This window comes from Streptomyces sp. NPDC051822 (genome assembly GCF_044452745.1).
GTDB lineage: Bacteria > Actinomycetota > Actinomycetes > Streptomycetales > Streptomycetaceae > Streptomyces.
On the sequence record NZ_JBITBZ010000002.1, the window covers coordinates 538,596 to 553,903 of the forward strand.

General features: G+C 71.2%; 19 protein-coding genes. 10 read left to right on the plus strand and 9 right to left on the minus strand.

The window, feature by feature from the left end:
* Window positions 1-9: 9 nt before the first annotated feature.
* Window positions 10-909, minus strand: coding sequence for a pyridoxal-phosphate dependent enzyme (locus ACIA8N_RS08275; protein WP_365782207.1), 900 nt, complete (start codon window positions 907-909; stop codon window positions 10-12).
* Window positions 910-967: 58 nt separating this feature from the next.
* Complete coding sequence (locus tag ACIA8N_RS08280) at window positions 968-1,558, minus strand: peptidoglycan recognition family protein (RefSeq protein ID WP_365782205.1); 591 nt, start codon at window positions 1,556-1,558, stop codon at window positions 968-970.
* Between the two features lie 254 nt (window positions 1,559-1,812).
* Between ACIA8N_RS08280 and ACIA8N_RS08285 the strand changes: the two genes are divergently transcribed.
* Together ACIA8N_RS08285 and ACIA8N_RS08290 are read left to right on the plus strand one after the other, a co-directional pair.
* Entirely contained in the window at window positions 1,813-3,228 is a 1,416-nt protein-coding gene (locus ACIA8N_RS08285) for a family 2B encapsulin nanocompartment shell protein (RefSeq protein WP_365782203.1), read from the plus strand.
* A 110-nt stretch (window positions 3,229-3,338) separates the two neighbouring features.
* Window positions 3,339-4,388 carry a family 2 encapsulin nanocompartment cargo protein polyprenyl transferase gene (locus ACIA8N_RS08290; RefSeq protein WP_365782201.1) on the plus strand — a complete coding sequence of 350 codons (1,050 nt, stop codon included), beginning with the start codon at window positions 3,339-3,341 and terminating at the stop codon, window positions 4,386-4,388.
* A 44-nt stretch (window positions 4,389-4,432) separates the two neighbouring features.
* Here ACIA8N_RS08290 and ACIA8N_RS08295 read toward each other — a convergent pair whose 3' ends face one another.
* On the minus strand, window positions 4,433-5,008 hold the full coding sequence (locus ACIA8N_RS08295) for a TetR family transcriptional regulator (protein ID WP_365782199.1): 576 nt from the start codon (window positions 5,006-5,008) through the stop codon (window positions 4,433-4,435).
* A gap of 102 nt (window positions 5,009-5,110) precedes the next feature.
* Between ACIA8N_RS08295 and ACIA8N_RS08300 the strand changes: the two genes are divergently transcribed.
* From ACIA8N_RS08300 to ACIA8N_RS08310, 3 genes are read left to right on the plus strand one after another with little or no spacing between them, the layout of a single operon-like run.
* Window positions 5,111-5,692, plus strand: a complete 582-nt coding sequence (locus ACIA8N_RS08300; protein ID WP_365782197.1) for a dihydrofolate reductase family protein — start codon at window positions 5,111-5,113, stop codon at window positions 5,690-5,692.
* 50 nt (window positions 5,693-5,742) lie between these two features.
* On the plus strand, window positions 5,743-5,982 hold the full coding sequence (locus tag ACIA8N_RS08305; protein ID WP_365782195.1) for a hypothetical protein: 240 nt from the start codon (window positions 5,743-5,745) through the stop codon (window positions 5,980-5,982).
* Window positions 5,983-6,024: 42 nt separating this feature from the next.
* Window positions 6,025-6,444: a DUF6304 family protein gene (locus tag ACIA8N_RS08310; protein ID WP_030207306.1), complete on the plus strand. Its 420-nt coding sequence runs from the start codon at window positions 6,025-6,027 to the stop codon at window positions 6,442-6,444.
* Between the two features lie 110 nt (window positions 6,445-6,554).
* Here the strand turns inward: ACIA8N_RS08310 and snpA are convergent, their stop codons facing one another.
* Complete coding sequence (snpA, locus tag ACIA8N_RS08315) at window positions 6,555-7,199, minus strand: snapalysin (protein ID WP_365782193.1); 645 nt, start codon at window positions 7,197-7,199, stop codon at window positions 6,555-6,557.
* Window positions 7,200-7,384: 185 nt separating this feature from the next.
* Here snpA and ACIA8N_RS08320 point away from each other — a divergent pair, with 185 nt between their 5' ends.
* From ACIA8N_RS08320 to ACIA8N_RS08330, 3 genes are all read left to right on the plus strand, one after another.
* Complete coding sequence (locus tag ACIA8N_RS08320; RefSeq protein ID WP_365782191.1) at window positions 7,385-8,353, plus strand: LysR family transcriptional regulator; 969 nt, start codon at window positions 7,385-7,387, stop codon at window positions 8,351-8,353.
* Window positions 8,350-8,883 carry a GNAT family N-acetyltransferase gene (locus ACIA8N_RS08325; RefSeq protein ID WP_365782189.1) on the plus strand — a complete coding sequence of 178 codons (534 nt, stop codon included), beginning with the start codon at window positions 8,350-8,352 and terminating at the stop codon, window positions 8,881-8,883. The genes ACIA8N_RS08320 and ACIA8N_RS08325 overlap by 4 nt, the downstream gene beginning before the upstream one ends.
* 130 nt (window positions 8,884-9,013) lie before the next feature.
* Window positions 9,014-9,832, plus strand: coding sequence for a class I SAM-dependent methyltransferase (locus ACIA8N_RS08330; RefSeq protein WP_365782187.1), 819 nt, complete (start codon window positions 9,014-9,016; stop codon window positions 9,830-9,832).
* Window positions 9,833-9,902: 70 nt separating this feature from the next.
* Here the strand turns inward: ACIA8N_RS08330 and sodN are convergent, their stop codons facing one another.
* Window positions 9,903-10,298: a superoxide dismutase, Ni gene (gene sodN, locus ACIA8N_RS08335; protein WP_015036129.1), complete on the minus strand. Its 396-nt coding sequence runs from the start codon at window positions 10,296-10,298 to the stop codon at window positions 9,903-9,905.
* 173 nt (window positions 10,299-10,471) lie between these two features.
* Here sodN and sodX point away from each other — a divergent pair, with 173 nt between their 5' ends.
* Window positions 10,472-10,906, plus strand: coding sequence for a nickel-type superoxide dismutase maturation protease (gene sodX / locus ACIA8N_RS08340; RefSeq protein ID WP_365782185.1), 435 nt, complete (start codon window positions 10,472-10,474; stop codon window positions 10,904-10,906).
* Here the strand turns inward: sodX and ACIA8N_RS08345 are convergent.
* Window positions 10,810-11,439 (minus strand): CGNR zinc finger domain-containing protein, encoded by a 630-nt coding sequence (locus ACIA8N_RS08345; RefSeq protein WP_365782183.1) that lies wholly within the window; start codon window positions 11,437-11,439, stop codon window positions 10,810-10,812. The genes sodX and ACIA8N_RS08345 overlap by 97 nt on opposite strands.
* A gap of 93 nt (window positions 11,440-11,532) precedes the next feature.
* On the opposite strand from ACIA8N_RS08345, the gene ACIA8N_RS08350 reads away from it, so the two are divergent.
* Window positions 11,533-12,282 (plus strand): class I SAM-dependent methyltransferase, encoded by a 750-nt coding sequence (locus ACIA8N_RS08350; RefSeq protein WP_365782181.1) that lies wholly within the window; start codon window positions 11,533-11,535, stop codon window positions 12,280-12,282.
* A gap of 71 nt (window positions 12,283-12,353) precedes the next feature.
* On the opposite strand, the gene ACIA8N_RS08355 is transcribed toward ACIA8N_RS08350, so the two are convergent.
* The 3 genes from ACIA8N_RS08355 to ACIA8N_RS08365 are packed head-to-tail and all read right to left on the minus strand — an operon-like array spanning window position 12,354 to window position 15,086.
* Window positions 12,354-13,121: an amino acid ABC transporter ATP-binding protein gene (locus ACIA8N_RS08355; RefSeq protein ID WP_030553409.1), complete on the minus strand. Its 768-nt coding sequence runs from the start codon at window positions 13,119-13,121 to the stop codon at window positions 12,354-12,356.
* Window positions 13,118-14,068 (minus strand): amino acid ABC transporter permease, encoded by a 951-nt coding sequence (locus ACIA8N_RS08360; RefSeq protein ID WP_365782179.1) that lies wholly within the window; start codon window positions 14,066-14,068, stop codon window positions 13,118-13,120. The genes ACIA8N_RS08355 and ACIA8N_RS08360 overlap by 4 nt, the downstream gene beginning before the upstream one ends.
* Window positions 14,069-14,117: 49 nt before the next feature.
* Window positions 14,118-15,086 carry an ABC transporter substrate-binding protein gene (locus tag ACIA8N_RS08365; protein ID WP_365782177.1) on the minus strand — a complete coding sequence of 323 codons (969 nt, stop codon included), beginning with the start codon at window positions 15,084-15,086 and terminating at the stop codon, window positions 14,118-14,120.
* Between the last annotated feature and the right edge of the window lie 222 nt (window positions 15,087-15,308).

Consider the following 15,308-nt stretch of genomic DNA (forward strand, 5'->3'; position numbering starts at 1 on the left):
CCCGGGACGTCACGGGCCGTCGGGAGCGCCCGTCACCACCGCCACGAGCCGGGTGCCCGCCGGGAACGCGCCCTCCTGCGCCAGGGTCGTGAGGCCGTGGAGCATTTTGGCCACATACAGTCGCTCGATGGCGAGTCCGTGCCGCGCCTCGAAGTCGCGTGCGAACGCCTCCAGAGCGGGGGACACGCGCGCGTACCCCCCGAGATGAAAACGCTCGTCCAGGGTCCAGTCGCCCCGGGGCCCGCCGAACGCCGCCTCCTGGAGGGCGCGGACCTCCGCGCCCAGGAAGCCGCCCTTGAGGACCGGGACGCCGAGCGCGCGCTGCCCGGGCGAGAGGCCGGCCGCCATGCCCGCGAGGGTGCCGCCCGTGCCGCAGGCGACGGCCACCGTGTCCGCCGCCCCGGCGAGCTCGCGGCCCAGCTCCACACACCCGCGGACGGCGAGTGTGTTGCTGCCGCCCTCCGGGACCACGTACGCGCCCGCGGGTGCCCGTTCCAGGAGCGCCGCCAGGACCGCGGGGTCGTTCTTCGCGCGGTACGTGGTCCGGTCCACGAACTCCAGACGCATGCCGTCGGCCGCGCACCGCGCGAGGGAGGGGTTGAGCGGGCGCCCCGCCAGCTCGTCGCCGCGGACGACGCCGACCGTGGGGAAGCCGAGCAGCCGCCCGGCGGCCGCCGTGGCCCGCAGGTGGTTGGAGTAAGCGCCGCCGAAGGTGAGCACGGGACGCCCGTCCGCCGCCGCCAGGTTGAGGGCGAGCTTGCGCCACTTGTTGCCCGGCAGGTCGGGGTGGATGAGGTCCTCGCGCTTGAGCAGCAGCGTGAGCCCGCGCCGGGCGAAGCGCTCGTCCTCCACCGGTTCCAGGGGCGAGGGGAGCCGGGGCCGCAGGTGGGAGAGGTCGAACGCGTTCACCCGGCCATTGTCCCGGCCACGCGCGCGCGGGGCGCGGCCGGTCCCGCGCCGGCGGCGGTCAGCGCAGCAGGTCGGCCACCCGGTCCCGCATCGAGGCCATCGTGAAGCCGCGCGGGTCGACCTTTCCGGGCTTCCACTCCCGGTGCCCGATGACCGAGCGGTGCGTCCAGCCGTGCACGCGGCACAGCGCGGCCGCCGCCTTCGCGATGGCCTCCAGCTGGACCTTGGGCCACGGGTCCTCGCCGTCCCCGAGGTTCTCGCACTCGAAGCCGTAGAAGTGCCGGTTGCCGTCCGTGGTGGCCTCGTTGTCCGGCGGCAGGCCCTGCTCGGCGATCACCGCCCGGAGCACCTCGTCGTCGCCGAGCCCGGCGTGGTTCGCGCGCCCGTAGCCGACGAGGTGCACCGTGCCGTCCTTGGCGATGACGCCGTGACAGAGCGGCCCCGGCAGGGCCTGGTAGCCGTCCCGGCAGATCCGGACGGTGTTCGCGGTGCCGCGGGTCACGGTGTGGTGGATCATCACGCCGTGCACCGGGCCCCAGGGGCCCTTGTGGTTGCGGTTGTGGGTGGACCAGTCGCCGACCTGGACGACCGTGAGGCCCTGGTCGCGCAGCGCGTCGAGGAACCTGCTCGCCGACATGGGTGTGGACATGACCGACTCCCTTCGGGGGACGGGGTGAGCTTCCGGAGTACCGGAGTCCGCTACTCCGCCGCCATCCCCTCGAACCGTGTGCGACTCGATCCGGACAGGGGCCGCCGGGGCGGGTGGGGCTCCGCTGTTCGGATGGAAATCGCGTGACATGCCCCGAAGATCGTCGAACAGTCCCACTCGAATGTGTAATGGCGTCGACACGCTCCGTGCTGAAAGGCTTGGTGTCGCAAGTCAGTCATACGAGAGGGAGTTCCATGTCCGTTGGTTCGGTTGGCGACGACGTACGCGCGGAGCAGCAGGCGCCGCAGCAGAGTCTCGGCACCGCCGCCGCGCGGAACCTCGCCACGACCACCAAGTCGGCACCGCAGATGCAGGAGATCACCTCACGGTGGCTGCTGCGGGCGCTGCCGTGGGTCCAGGTGCAGGGCGGTACGTACCGGGTGAACCGGAGGCTCAGCTACTCCGTCGGTGACGGCAAGGTCACCTTCGTCCAGACCGGAGAGCGCGTCGCGGTCATCCCCGCCGAACTCGGCGAACTCTCCGTCCTGCGCGGCTACGAGGACGAGGAGGCCCTGGCCGAGCTGGCGTCCCGCTGCCGCCAGCGGGAGTACGCGGCCGGCGAGGTGATCGCCGTCGCGGGCGAGCCGACCGACCGGGTCCACCTCCTCGCGCACGGCAGGATCGAGCAGGTCGGTGAGGGACCGTACGGCGACGAGGCCGTCCTCGGGGTCCTCGCCGACGGCGCCCACTTCGGCGACGTCGCCCTCGTCGACCCGGACGCCACCTGGGAGTGGAGCGCCCGCGCCGCCACGGCCTGTACGGTCCTCGAACTCACCCGGGACGACGTCCGCAACCTCGCGGAGCGGGCCGGTTCGCTCGCCGCCCACCTCGCGACCGTGGCGGCGCTGCCCCACCAGCGGACCAACAAGTACGGCGAGGCCGAGATCGACCTCTCCGCCGGTCACGTCGGCGAGGCCGTCGTCCCGCACACGTACGTCGACTACGACGCCTCGCCCCGCGAGTACGAGCTGAGCGTCGCCCAGACCGTGCTGAAGGTGCACAGCCGGGTAGCCGACCTCTACAACCAGCCGATGAACCAGACCGAGCAGCAGTTGCGGCTCACGGTCGAGGCGCTCCGCGAGCGCCAGGAGTACGAGCTCGTCAACAACAAGGAGTTCGGCCTCCTCTCCAACTGCGACTACGGGCAGCGGCTCCAGCCCCACGACGGCGCCCCCAGCCCCGACGACATGGACGAGCTGCTCTCCCGCCGCCGGGGCTCCAAGATGTTCCTCGCCCACCCGCGGGCCATCGCCGCCTTCGGCCGCGAGCTCAACAAGCGCGGCCTCGTGCCCGAGACGATCGACGTCAACGGCAACCGCATCCCGACCTGGCGCGGCGTTCCGATCTACCCGTGCAACAAGATCCCGGTCTCGGACGCCCGCACCACGTCGATCATCTGCATGCGTACCGGCGAGGCCGACCAGGGCGTGATCGGTCTGCACCAGACCGGCATCCCCGACGAGATCGAGCCCAGCCTCTCCGTCCGCTTCATGGGCATCGACGAGCAGGCGATCATCTCCTACCTCGTCACGGCCTACTACTCGGCGGCGATCCTCGTCCCGGACGCGCTCGGTGTCCTGGAGAACGTCGAGGTCAGCCGCTGGCGCTGAGCCGACGACGCGCCCGGGGGCGGGAACCGAACCCTCCCGCCCCCGGGCGTTCCCGGCTCGTCGCCGCAGCACCGACACGACTGCCACGGAGGGATACGAAGGAAGTGACCGTGACCATAGCCAGCGCGGATGCCGTCGCCGACGGCCAGGGGGCCGTGGTGCTCCTGGAGCGGACGCGCACCGCTGTCGATCCACAACTGCGCTCGACCGTCGAGACCCTGCCGGGTTCCATGCGGCGGGTCGCGATGTACCACTTCGGCTGGGAGCACGCCGACGGCAGCCCGGCCGCCGAGCAGGCGGGCAAGGCGATCAGGCCCGCCCTCGTCCTCGCGGCGGCCCGTGCGCTGGGCGCCGAGGAGGCCGGGGCCGTGAAGGCCGCGGCGGCGGTGGAGCTGGCGCACAACTTCACCCTGCTCCACGACGACATCGTCGACGAGGACGTGACCCGCAGACACCGGCCCACCGCCTGGACGGTCTTCGGGATCCCGGACGCGCTGATCGCCGGCGACGCGATGTGCGCGCTCGCCCTGCGGATGCTCGCCGAGGACCCGCATCCCGTCTCGGCGGCGGCCTCCGCGCGCCTGGCGGCCTGCATCATCGAGCTGTGCGCCGGGCAGCAGGCGGACTGCGCCTTCGAGGGGCGCGGCCCCCGCGAGGTCTCCCTCGACGAGTGCGTGGCCATGGCCACCGCCAAGACCGGCGCCCTGCTGGGCTGTTCCTGCGCCCTCGGCGCGCTCTACGCGGGCGCGGGAGAGGAGGAGGTCGCGGCGATGGACGCGTTCGGCCGGGAGGCAGGCCTCGCCTTCCAGCTGATCGACGACCTCATCGGGATCTGGGGCGACCCCGACCGGACGGGCAAGCCGGCCGGAGCCGATCTCGTCGCCCGCAAGAAGTCGCTGCCGGTCGTGGCGGCGCTCGCGTCGGGTACCCCGGCGGGCGAGGAGCTGGCCGAGCTGTACGCGCTTCCGGCGCTCGACGCGGCGGCGGTTCGGGCGGCGGCGGACGCGGTCGAGCGGGCCGGCGGGCGCGACTGGGCCCAGGCCCAGGCGGCCGAGCGCATGGGCCGTGCCGTCGAGCACCTGGCACAGGCGGTTCCCGACCTGGCGGCGGCGGGCGACCTGCTCGCCCTCGCGGAGTTCGTCACGCGGCGCTCGCGCTGAGGCCGAAGGCCGTCACCCGGCGTCCGTGCTGACGGCCCCCGGTCTCACCGCTCGGGCACGAGGCGGTGGACCACCGTCTCGATCAGCTCGTCCAGGTCCCGGTCGCCGTGCAGGCCGGGCACGGTGAAGTGGTCGAACAGCAGCCCGGTCAGGGCGAAGTAGAGCAGCCGGACCGTGTCCGCGTCCCCCGGCATTCCGGAGTCGAGGTGCAGCCGGACGTTCTCGTCCAGGTCGGCGCGGAGCACCTTGGTGAGCTGGGTCCGCAGCTCCGGGCGGCGTGCGGCTTCGAGCCGCAGCTCGAAGAGGCCGAGGTAGCAGGTGCGTTCGGCCGCGAGCCGCCGGGCGAGCTGCCTCATCAGCTCGACGACCAGGGGGCGGCTCGGCGGCGGCAGCAGGGCGGTGTCGATGACGCCGGGCTCCGGGGTGAGCCGTACGAAGATCCGGTCGGCGACCTGCGAGAGCACCTGGTCGCGGTCACGGAAGTAGTTGGACGAGGTGCCCGTGGGGACCGCCGCCCGGGCGTCGACCGCCCGGAAGGTCAGCCCGCGGGCGCCTTCGTCCGCCAGGACCTCGATCGCGGCGTCGAGCAGTGCCGTACGCCGCTCCGGATTTCTCGCCATGTCGATCTCTTTCGGAAGAGGGCTTGCGTAACCACTACAAGTGAAGCACTATAGCCGTCGTGGTTGCGGCAGCGGCCACGTTCCCACTGGAAGAGGACCGGCTTGCGCAAGCTCACGTACTACATCGCCTGCACCATCGACGGATTCATCGGTGACCCCGACGGCGATGCCAGCTCCATGTTCAAGTACACGGAGGGCTCGTACGCGGCGACCATGGCCGCCGAGTACCCCGAGACCTTCCCGACGCACGCCCGGGAGATCCTCGGGGTCGAAGGCGAGAACAGGCACTTCGACACGGTCGTCCAGGGGGTGGCGTCGTACCGGCTCGCCCTGGACATCGGCATCACCAGCCCGTACAACCACCTCCGCGAGTTCGTCGCCACGCGCTCGCTCACGGAGTCGCCCCACCCGAACGTCGAGCTGATCGCCGACGACCTCGTCGGCCGCATCCGCGAGCTCAAGGCCGAGGACAGCCCCCTGGACGTCTGGCTCTGCGGCGGCTCCACCATCGCGGGTGAGCTCATCGACGAGATCGACGAGCTGATCATCAAGACGTATCCGCAGGTCTACGGCTCCGGCATGCCGATGTTCGGCGCCGGCTTCGAGCCCCGCGACTTCGAGCTCGGCGCGGTGCGCACCTTCGACAACGGCGTGCTCGTCCGTACGTACACCCGGAAGCGGTAGCCGTACGCCGGCGGGAAGCGCTCCCGTGCGGGGCGTCCTACCCTGGACGTATGGGTGACGAGGCGCATCACACGACGCGGGACCCCCTGGGCGAGCACAAGTGCCCGGCCTGCGGTCGTCCGCTTGCCATGCTGGCCACCCGGCACAAGGTCCTCGGGGCCTGGGTGCCGGAGTGGGAAGTGCAGCCCTGCCGCAACCCCGACTGCCCGCTCCACGAGAGCGCGGAAGCCTCGAGCGCGCACGTGACCGGCAAGAACGACGAGATCGGGAGAAGTCCGGCCTCTGGGTGACCGGACGCGCGCCGGAGCCGGTCATACCGCTACAGTCCGCGCATGTCATCGGAGTCGACAGAAGTCTGGACCGGCTGGTACCGGGACCGCAGCGGCGCGGAAGCGATCGTCATCACGGCCGACGGGCGGCACGTCGCCACCCGGATCAGGGGGATCGAGTACACGGGCGAGAGCTTCGCCGCGCTCAGCGCGGCCGACGAGGGCGGGCAGGCCCTCACCGGCTGCGTCCTGGAGTGGGACCTCCCGCTCCCGGTCGTCGTGGACGGCGCCACCCAGCCGGCCACGTTGGGCTGCCTCCTGACGCTCGGCGAGCGCGCGGACCTCAGCCTGACGCTGCACTACGGGGGCGCCGCCTTCGAATCGTGCGTCGCCGGAGGTGACTTCGACGGGGCTCTTGAGCGGGTCCGGCGGCAGCTCCCGCCGGGCGCGGACTTCGCCCGCCGCCTGCTCCAGACGGCCTGAGAACGAGGACGGCGGCGCCCCGAGGGGGCGCCGCCGCCGTGTTTCCCGGGCCGGCCGCCCGGCTCCGACGGCCGCCCGGCTCCGGAGACCGCTCGGGCTCCGGCCGCTCGTCAGCTCTTGAAGGCGGACGCGAGACCGTAGCGCCACAGCTGGTCGACGCGGGAACGCTCCTGGGTGTTCGGCTGGGCGTTCTGGCAGGACGTACCGGGTCCGCCGCCCGACATCAGCTCGCTGCACGGACCGCTGTAGTGGTCCGGGAGCCCCAGGACGTGCCCGGTCTCGTGGGCGGTCACCCGGGTGGAGTTGTACTGCTGGTTCTGCCGGTAGTCGAGGAAGATGTAGCCGCTGCCGTGACCGTCGGTGCTCGCGTACGAGCCACGGGAGTCGTTGCCCTCGTAGTAGCGGAAGTCGGGGTTGCTGCCCTCGACGAGCCGGACGTTCACCACCGAGCTGTTCCATATCTGGGTGGAGCGGGCGATCTGGGTGCGGAAGGTCGGCGCGTTGGCGGCGCTGTAGACGACGGTGACGGCCAGCGCGCCGGGGTTGGCGGCCCGCTTCTTCGCGACCGACTTCACGACGGCCTCGAAGAAGGCCTGATTGGCCTTGGCCTCCTCGGCCGAACCGGCGTACGCCACGGCGGCGCCGGCCTGGCGGTCGGCGCTCACGGCCGCCGCCGGCGCCGTACCGAGCGAGACGGCGAGACCGAGACCGAGGGTGGCGGTCAGGACGGAGGTGAGGACCTTGGGGTGACGCATGGGGGGCTCCTCCTCTAGGGGACTGGAGAGAGTCTCGGGGGAGGCGGGGCGCGCGGGGATGATGCCAACCGCCGATAACCCCACGACATCACCGCAGTGACCTGCCCCAACTGCCTTGCAATCAAAGGCGATTGACGTGTTCCTGACGTCTGGTGCGACCCGGGGGGCCGCCCTACCCTCGGGGCATGGAGCTGGAGGTCAGACACCTGCGCGTGCTCTGCGCCATCGCGGACACGGGCAGCCTGCACAAGGCGGCGCGTCAACTGGGCATGAGCCAGCCCTCGCTGACCACCCAGCTGCGCCGCATCGAGAACTCCCTGGGCGCCGAGCTCTTCTCCCGCGGCCGCACCGGCTGCCGCCCCACCCCGCTCGGCCGCTCGCTGCTCAGCCGGGCCCGCCCGCTCGTCGCCGACATGGCCGCACTCGTCACCGAGACCCGCGCCGCGGCCGCCCGCACCGAAGGACCAGGGCTCCGCGTCGGCTCCACCGCGAGCCGGGCCCTCCCCGGCTGGCTCCGCCGGCTCCGCCAGCGGCTGCCCGGCACCGACATCGCCCTCCGGATGGACGTCTCCGCGAACGCGCTGCTGCGCGCCGTCGCCGCGGGCCGGCTCGACGTGGCCTTCGTGCACGAGGTGGAGGGCTGCCCCTTACGGGTCCCCGAAGGCCTGGAGCGACGGGTCCTGGTCGCCCGCGAACCGCAGTTCGTCTCGATGGCCCGCGACCACCCGGCCGCCGGCAGGCCCGTGGTCGACCTCGCCGAACTGGCCGGTGACCACTGGATGGTCGACCCGACCGTGGACGGCGAATGGGACGGACTCCGCCGCGTCCTGGCCGCCGCCGGCATCGACCCGCCCCTGCTGCACGGCGACTACCACACGGCCGCCTCCCTCATCGTCCTCGGCGAGGCCGTGGCGCCCTGCCAGCCCACCTCGGTCCCGCGCGAGGACATGGCCGTCCGCCCCCTGCGCGGCGACCCCCTGGCGGTCCGGCTCCTCCTGTACGCGCGGCCCGGAGCGCCCCTGGACACCCTGTACGCGGAACTCGCCACGGCCTACCGGGAGGTGGCCCTGAGGGCGGCCCCGTACCGGGAGTGGCTCCACCGCCAGGGGACGGCGGCGGCGCTGTCGGTGGGACCGTGCATGATGACGGCATGAACGCACGCGAGGACGGCACGGGCCGGACGAGGGCAGGGGACGAGCCGAGGAGCGCCGCCCCGTCAGTGGTACGTCACGCGCGCCCCGGGGACATGACCCGGATCGTCGAACTCATCGCCGAGCACGCGGCGTACGAGAAGGCGTCACCCCCGGCCCCGGGCCTCGCGGACCGCCTGAGCCGCCTCCTCTTCGGCCCCGGGCAGCCCCGCCTCCGCTGCCTCGTCGCGGCCCTCCCCGACGGCACCCTGGCGGGCTACGCCACCTGCGCCCCGGAACTCTCCACCTGGGACGGCACGGAGTACCTCCACATGGACTGCCTCTACCTCACGGAGACCTCCCGCGGCCACGGCCTGGGCCCCCTCCTGATGGCCGCGGTCACGGCCGAGGCCCGCGCCCTGGGCCTCTCCGAGATCCAGTGGCAGACCCCGGCGTGGAACGAGAACGCGATCCGCTTCTACGACCGCCTCGGCGCCACCTCCAAGGAGAAGCGCCGCTACACCCTCCCCGTGGACCCGGTCACCGCCCTCTGACCGCGTTCCGGGCCGCAGTCGGGGCGCCCGCAGTACGGTGGATCCGCGCAGGCGGTGCTTCTGCGTGAACGACTCCTGTACAAGGCCGTCCGTGCGTGCTGCCCGCTGCCGACCCTCCGGAGTTGCCGACATGACCGAGATGTCCGCCGCCCACGACGCCGCCGCCACCGACCGGGCCCGCCTGGCGGGGAGCGCGTACGACGGAGACCGGGACCTTGCGGCCCGGCAGTCGCTCTACCTCTGGCAGACGCCCCGGTACGACCTCCCCGGCCTCGTCACCGAGCGGCTGGGCGACGTACGCGGCCGGGTCGTCGACATCGGCTGCGGCAACGGCACGTTCGTCCAGCGGCTGCGCCAGGACCGTCCGGACCTGTCCCTGCTCGGCCTCGACATCGCCCCCGGCATCCTCGCGCATGTCCCGGGGCCGGTCGCCGTTGCGGACGCCACGAGCCTGCCGCTGGCGGCGGGGAGCGTCGACGGCGCGCTCGCACTCCACATGCTCTACCACGTGCCCGACATCCCCCAGGCGGTCAGGGAGCTGGCGCGGGTCGTGACCCGGGAGGGGGTGGTCATCGCCTCCACCAACAGCGACCGCGACAAGGCCGAGCTCGACGAGCTGTGGCGGCTGGCCGCCGGCGACGTCCTCGGCGTCGACCGCGGCCCGGCACGGATCGCACTCGGTTCCCGCTTCGCCCTGGAGAGGGCTCCGGCCGTCCTCGGCGAGGAGTTCGGCCGCGTGGAGGTCGTCGAACTGCCCGCGACCGTCACGGTCCGCGACCCCGAACCCGTCATCGCCCACATGGCCTCGTACCGCGCCTGGGCGGACCAGCAGGACGCCCCCTTCGACGCGACCATCGACCGGGCCCGCGTCCTTGTGGCCGCACACATCTCCCGGCACGGGGCCTTCGAGATCACCTGCCGCGCGGGCATCCTCGTCTGCCGTCCGTGACCGGCCCGAAAAGGCCGACGGCCCGCCCGGGTGACCGGGCGGGCCGTCGTGTCCACCGGGGACGAGAAGGTCAGGCCTTCTTCGTCTCCCAGAAGATGCGGTCGATCTCGGCGATGAGTTCCAGCGCCTTCTCGCCCGTCTTCGGGTCGGTCGACGCCTTGGCGGCCGAGAGGGCCTTCAGGGTGTCGTTGACCAGCTGGTTGAGCTCGGGGTACTTCTCGAAGTGCGGGGCCTTGAAGTAGTCGCTCCAGAGCACCGACACGTGGTGCTTGGCGAGCTCCGCGCGCTGCTCCTTGATGACCGTGGCGCGGGCGCGGAAGTGCGCGTCCTCGTTCGCCAGGTACTTCTCCTGGACAGCCTTGACCGACTCGGCCTCGATGCGGGCCTGGGCGGGGTCGTACACGCCGCACGGGAGGTCGCAGTGGGCGCTGACCTTCACCTTGGGGGCAAACAGGCGGGAGAGCATTGTGCCGTCCTTCCTCGTGATCGTCTTCTCAGGTGGGACATTACTCGGTGAGAAGGGCGATTTCGCGGGCGCCCCCTGGGGCTTAGGTCAAAAGTCCAGGGTCACCATGGGACTCGTGTACGAGTGGACGAGCGGACGCGCGAGCGGACCGGGAGCGGATCGGGAGGTGCCGGATGAGGGGACCGGGGTCGGAGCGGGTGGCGGAGGCCGGGGCTCCGTTCGGGATCGCCGAGGTGACGGGGGTGTCGATGGTGCCCACGCTGCTGCACGGCGATCAGCTGCTGGTGCACTACGGGGCGCGGCTGCGCGCCGGCTGCGTGGCCGTGCTGCGGCATCCGCTCCAGCAGGATCTGCTCATCGTGAAGCGGCTGATCGAGCGACGCGACGGCGGCTGGTGGGTGCTGGGGGACAACCCCGACGCCGAGGGTGACAGCCGGGTCTTCGGAGCCGTACCGCCCGAGCTGGTTCTCGGGCGGGTGCGGGCGCGCTACCGGCCGGTGACGCCGGGGCGTCAGCGGTCGGCCGGTGTGGTGCTCTCCTGGCTGCTCTCGGCGGTCAGGCCCGTGTCGTCCGGCCGGTCGGCCTCCAGGCGTTTGCGGGCCCGGTAGGCGGCCACGTTGGCACGGGTCGCGCAGCGGTCCGAGCAATAGCGGCGGGAGCGGTTGGTGGAGGTGTCCAGGTAGGCGTTGCGGCAGGGCGGGGCCTGGCACAGACCGAGCCGGTCGGCACCGAACTCCGTCAGGTGAAAGGCGAGGCCCATCGCCGCGATGGCCGCGTATCCCGCGGTCGCGTTCGACGGGTGGTCGGCGAGGTGCATGTGCCACCGCGGCCGGCCGTCCTCGTCGAGGGTGTCGTGGCCGGAGATCTGGGGGCTGACCGGGTACTCCAGGAGCAGGGAGTTCAGCAGGTCCACCGCGCCCGTGTGGTCGCCCTCGTCGGCCGCGGTGAAGACCGCCCGCAGCCGGGCCCGGACCGCGCGGAAGCGGGTCACGTCGGAGTCGGTGGCCCGGCGGGCCATCTGGGTGGCGGGCCCGAAGAGTTCGCGGATGACCTCGACGGAGGTGAGGGCGTCCTTGTTGCGGACCGGCTCCTCGGTGTTGACCAGACGCACGGCGTAATCCGAGTAATAGGCCAGTTCCACTTGTAGTCCTTACTCTGGCGGTCTAGTGTCTTGGTCGGAAGGGGTAACGACTGTTTCCCCTGTCAGGGTATTACGCGAGGGGGAGGATCGGCGATGACCGGGACCGACTGGGCGGGCTGGCAGCAGAGCTGGGACCGTCAGCAGGAGTGGTACATGCCGGACCGTGAGGAGCGGTTCCGGGTGATGCTCGACATGGTCGAGGCCGTGGTGGGGCCGAAGCCCCGCATCCTCGACCTCGCGTGCGGTACGGGAAGTATCACGGATCGCGTCCTCAAGAGGTTCCCCGAGGCGAGAAGCGTCGGCGTCGACCTCGACCCCGCCCTGCTCGCCATCGCCGAGGGGTACTTCGCCGGCGACGAGCGCGTGACCTTCGTGACCGCCGACCTCAAGGACCCCGCCTGGCCCGCGCGGCTGCCCCACGGCTCGTACGACGCCGTCCTCACCGCCACGGCCCTCCACTGGCTCCACAGCGGGCCCCTGACCGCCCTCTACGGTCAGCTCGCCGGTCTCGTCCGGGACGGTGGCGTCTTCATGAACGCCGACCACATGATCGACGGGACCACGCCCCGTATCAACGCCGCCGAGCGCGCCCAGCGGCACGCCCGCATGGACCTGGAGAAGGCCGCCGGGGTCCTCGACTGGGCCGACTGGTGGGCCCTCGCCGCCAAGGACCCCGTCCTCGCCGAACCCACCGCCCGCCGCTTCGAGATCTACGGCGAGCACGCCGACGGCGACATGCCCTCCCCGGCCTGGCACGCCGACACCCTCCGCGCCGCCGGCTTCGGTGAGGCCAGGGCCGTCTGGGCCTCGCCCTCCGACACCCTCCTCCTCGCCGTGAAGTAGACAGGACGGGCGAGAACAGGCGAGAGGGGCGGTACGGGCCACCCGTACCGCCCCTCTCCTGTGTCGTGCGCCTACAGCACCTTCGACAGGAACGCCTTCGTCCGGTCGTGCTGCGGGTTGCCCAGGACGTCCCGCGGGTTGCCGGACTCGACCACCACGCCGCCGTCCATGAAGACCAGCGAATCGCCCACCTCGCGGGCGAAGCCCATCTCGTGGGTGACGACGATCATCGTCATGCCCGACTCGGCGAGGTCCCGCATGACGTCGAGGACGTCACCGACCAGCTCCGGGTCGAGCGCCGAGGTCGGCTCGTCGAAGAGCATCAGCTTCGGCTCCATCGCCAGCGCGCGGGCGATGGCGACGCGCTGCTGCTGGCCGCCGGAGAGCTGCGACGGGTAGTTGCCCATCTTGTCCCGCAGGCCGACCCGGTCGAGCAGACGCTCGGCGCGCTCCCGCGCCACCGCCTTGGACTCGCCCTTGACCTGGATCGGGGCCTCCATGACGTTGCCCAGGGCCGTCATGTGCGGGAAGAGGTTGAAGCGCTGGAAGACCATGCCGATGTCACGGCGCTGGACCGCGACCTCGCTGTCCTTCAGCTCGTAGAGCTTGTCGCCCTTCTGCCGGTAGCCGACCAGGTGGCCGTCGACCGACAGCCGGCCGCCGTCGATCCGCTCCAGGTGGTTGATGCAGCGGAGGAAGGTCGACTTGCCGGAGCCGGAGGGGCCGACGAGGCAGAAGACCTCGCCGTTCTGCACCTCCAGGTCGATGCCGCGGAGGATGTGGGCGGCGCCGTAGGACTTGTGGACGCCCTCCGCCTTGACCATGGGCTGACCGGTCATGCCGATGCCTCCGGGGAACGCTTGAACGTGGTGAGGTTCGCCTTGATCCGCTGGAGCGGGGTGGGCGGCAGGTTACGGGTCGAACCGCGGGCGAAACGGCGCTCCAGGTAGTACTGGCCGACGCTGAAGACGCTGGTCAGCGCGAGGTACCAGATGGAGGCGACGAAGAGCATCTCCATCACGGCACCGGCCGTGTTGCCGATGTTCGACGAGGCCCGCAGCAACTCGGTGTACTGCACGGCCGAGACCAGCGACGAGGTCTTCAGCATGTTGATGAACTCGTTGCCCGTCGGCGGCACGATCACCCGCATGGCCTGCGGAAGGACGATGCGACCCATGGTCTTGGTCTGGGACATGCCGAGCGCGTGCGCCGCCTCGGTCTGGCCCTCGTCGACCGACTGGATGCCCGCGCGGACGATCTCCGCCATGTAGGCGCCCTCGTTGAGGCCGAGGCCGAGCAGCGCCACCATGAACGGCGTCATGACGTCCACGGTCTCGTTCTTGTAGATCGGCCCGAGGTCGATGTACTGGAAGATCAGCGACAGGTTGAACCAGACAAGGAGCTGGACGTAGACCGGTGTGCCGCGGAAGAACCAGATGTAGAGCCAGGCGACCGCGCCTGTCACCGGGTTCTTGGACAGGCGCATCACCGCGAAGACGATGCCCAGGACCAGGCCCAGGGCCATCGAGGCGACGCTGATGATGATCGTGTTCCACAGGCCGCTGATGACCGAGGGGTCGAACACCTTGTCCCACACCGTGTCCCAGAGGATGTTGCCCTGGGAGAAGGCGAAGACGAGCCAGCCGAGCAGTGCGACGACCACGACGGCGCTGATCCAGCGCCCGTAGTGCCGCACGGGGATGGCCTTGATCGCCTCGTACGGATTGCCCGAGGCGCCGGACCCGGCCGGAGCGGCGGCCGGGTCCTTGCTGATCTTGTCAGTCACGACGACTGCCCTTCAGTGGAGCGGGGAGGTTCTGCCGGCGTCGGGGAGGTCACTTGCCGGCGTTGATGGTGGCCGACTTGACGGCGCTGCCCTCGACGTTCCACTTCTTCAGAGCCTCGGCGTACGTGCCGTCCTTGATGATCGCGTCGAGCGCTTCCTTGACGGCGTCGCGCAGCTGGGTGTTCTCCTTCGAGACGCCGATGCCGAAGAGGCCGACGTCGCTCTGGCTGCCGACGACCTCGAAGTCGTTGCCGCCGCCCGAGGTCTTCGCGATGTACGCGGCCACCGGGTAGTCGTTCAGGTCGGCCACGGCGCCGCCGGCCTTGACGCGGGTCTGTGCCTCGGCGTCGGTGTCGAACGCCTGGATCGTCAGCTTGTCGGCGCCGCACTTCGTGGCCTGGGCCTTGAAGGTGTCCTCGTAGATCGTGCCGCGCTGGACGGCCACGGTCTTGCCGCACAGGTCGTCGAGGGAGTTGATGCCCTGCGGGTTGCCCTTCTTGACCAGCAGGGAGACGCCGGAGCTGAAGTAGTCGACGAAGTCGATGCCCTTGCCGATCTTCTTCCCGCTGTCGTCCAGGCCCTCCTGGCGCTTCTTGTTGTCCGTCATCGAGGACATGATCAGGTCCTGGCGGCCGGTGTAGATCGAGGTGATCAGGCCGTCGAAGGTGCCGGACGTGAACTTGAACTCGACGCCGAGCTGCTTGCTCAGGGCCGCGGCGATGTCGGGGTCGACACCGACGATCTTGCCGCCCTCGGTGAACTCCATCGGAGCGTACGAGGCGTCGGTGCCGACCTTGATGACACCGGCCTTCTGGATGTCGGCGGGGAGCTTCGAGAAGAGCGGCGCGGCGTTGGTCGACGGCGAGCCGCCTTCCTTCGTCGGGGTCGCGGAGCCGCCCTCGGTCTGGTCACCGCAGGCGGTCAGCAGCACGGAGCCGGCGACCGCGATGGCGGCGACCGCGGCAAGACGGGAGGTGCGGGTCTTGGCGGTCGTACGGCGCGTGGTGCGTGCGGTCATGATCGGGTTCCTCCGGCGTGTGAGGGAGTTGCCAGGCGGCCACGTACATCTCTTCGAGTGTCGTGACCTCGTGTGATTACGGCATCTTGCCATTCGGACCGCCTCAAACCGACGGCCACGGATGTCAAAATCGGGTAACGGGTGACGGCCGAATGCCGACAGGCCGGTACATCCGGGCCGGATCATCTTCTGAATCCCTTCCCCACCGCCGGAAAATCTCCT

Bases quoted from the DNA above. Each gene is read 5' to 3' on its own strand.
- ACIA8N_RS08280 (WP_365782205.1), bottom strand. From the start codon at position 1,558: ATGTCCACACCCATGTCGGCGAGCAGGTTCCTCGACGCGCTGCGCGAC.
- ACIA8N_RS08285 (WP_365782203.1), top strand. From the start codon at position 1,813: ATGTCCGTTGGTTCGGTTGGCGACGACGTACGCGCGGAGCAGCAGGCG.
- ACIA8N_RS08295 (WP_365782199.1), bottom strand. From the start codon at position 5,008: ATGGCGAGAAATCCGGAGCGGCGTACGGCACTGCTCGACGCCGCGATC.
- ACIA8N_RS08305 (WP_365782195.1), top strand. From the start codon at position 5,743: ATGGGTGACGAGGCGCATCACACGACGCGGGACCCCCTGGGCGAGCAC.
- ACIA8N_RS08310 (WP_030207306.1), top strand. From the start codon at position 6,025: ATGTCATCGGAGTCGACAGAAGTCTGGACCGGCTGGTACCGGGACCGC.
- snpA (WP_365782193.1), bottom strand. From the start codon at position 7,199: ATGCGTCACCCCAAGGTCCTCACCTCCGTCCTGACCGCCACCCTCGGT.
- ACIA8N_RS08320 (WP_365782191.1), top strand. From the start codon at position 7,385: ATGGAGCTGGAGGTCAGACACCTGCGCGTGCTCTGCGCCATCGCGGAC.
- ACIA8N_RS08325 (WP_365782189.1), top strand. From the start codon at position 8,350: ATGAACGCACGCGAGGACGGCACGGGCCGGACGAGGGCAGGGGACGAG.
- ACIA8N_RS08330 (WP_365782187.1), top strand. From the start codon at position 9,014: ATGACCGAGATGTCCGCCGCCCACGACGCCGCCGCCACCGACCGGGCC.
- sodN (WP_015036129.1), bottom strand. From the start codon at position 10,298: ATGCTCTCCCGCCTGTTTGCCCCCAAGGTGAAGGTCAGCGCCCACTGC.
- sodX (WP_365782185.1), top strand. From the start codon at position 10,472: ATGAGGGGACCGGGGTCGGAGCGGGTGGCGGAGGCCGGGGCTCCGTTC.
- ACIA8N_RS08350 (WP_365782181.1), top strand. From the start codon at position 11,533: ATGACCGGGACCGACTGGGCGGGCTGGCAGCAGAGCTGGGACCGTCAG.
- ACIA8N_RS08355 (WP_030553409.1), bottom strand. From the start codon at position 13,121: ATGACCGGTCAGCCCATGGTCAAGGCGGAGGGCGTCCACAAGTCCTAC.
- ACIA8N_RS08365 (WP_365782177.1), bottom strand. From the start codon at position 15,086: ATGACCGCACGCACCACGCGCCGTACGACCGCCAAGACCCGCACCTCC.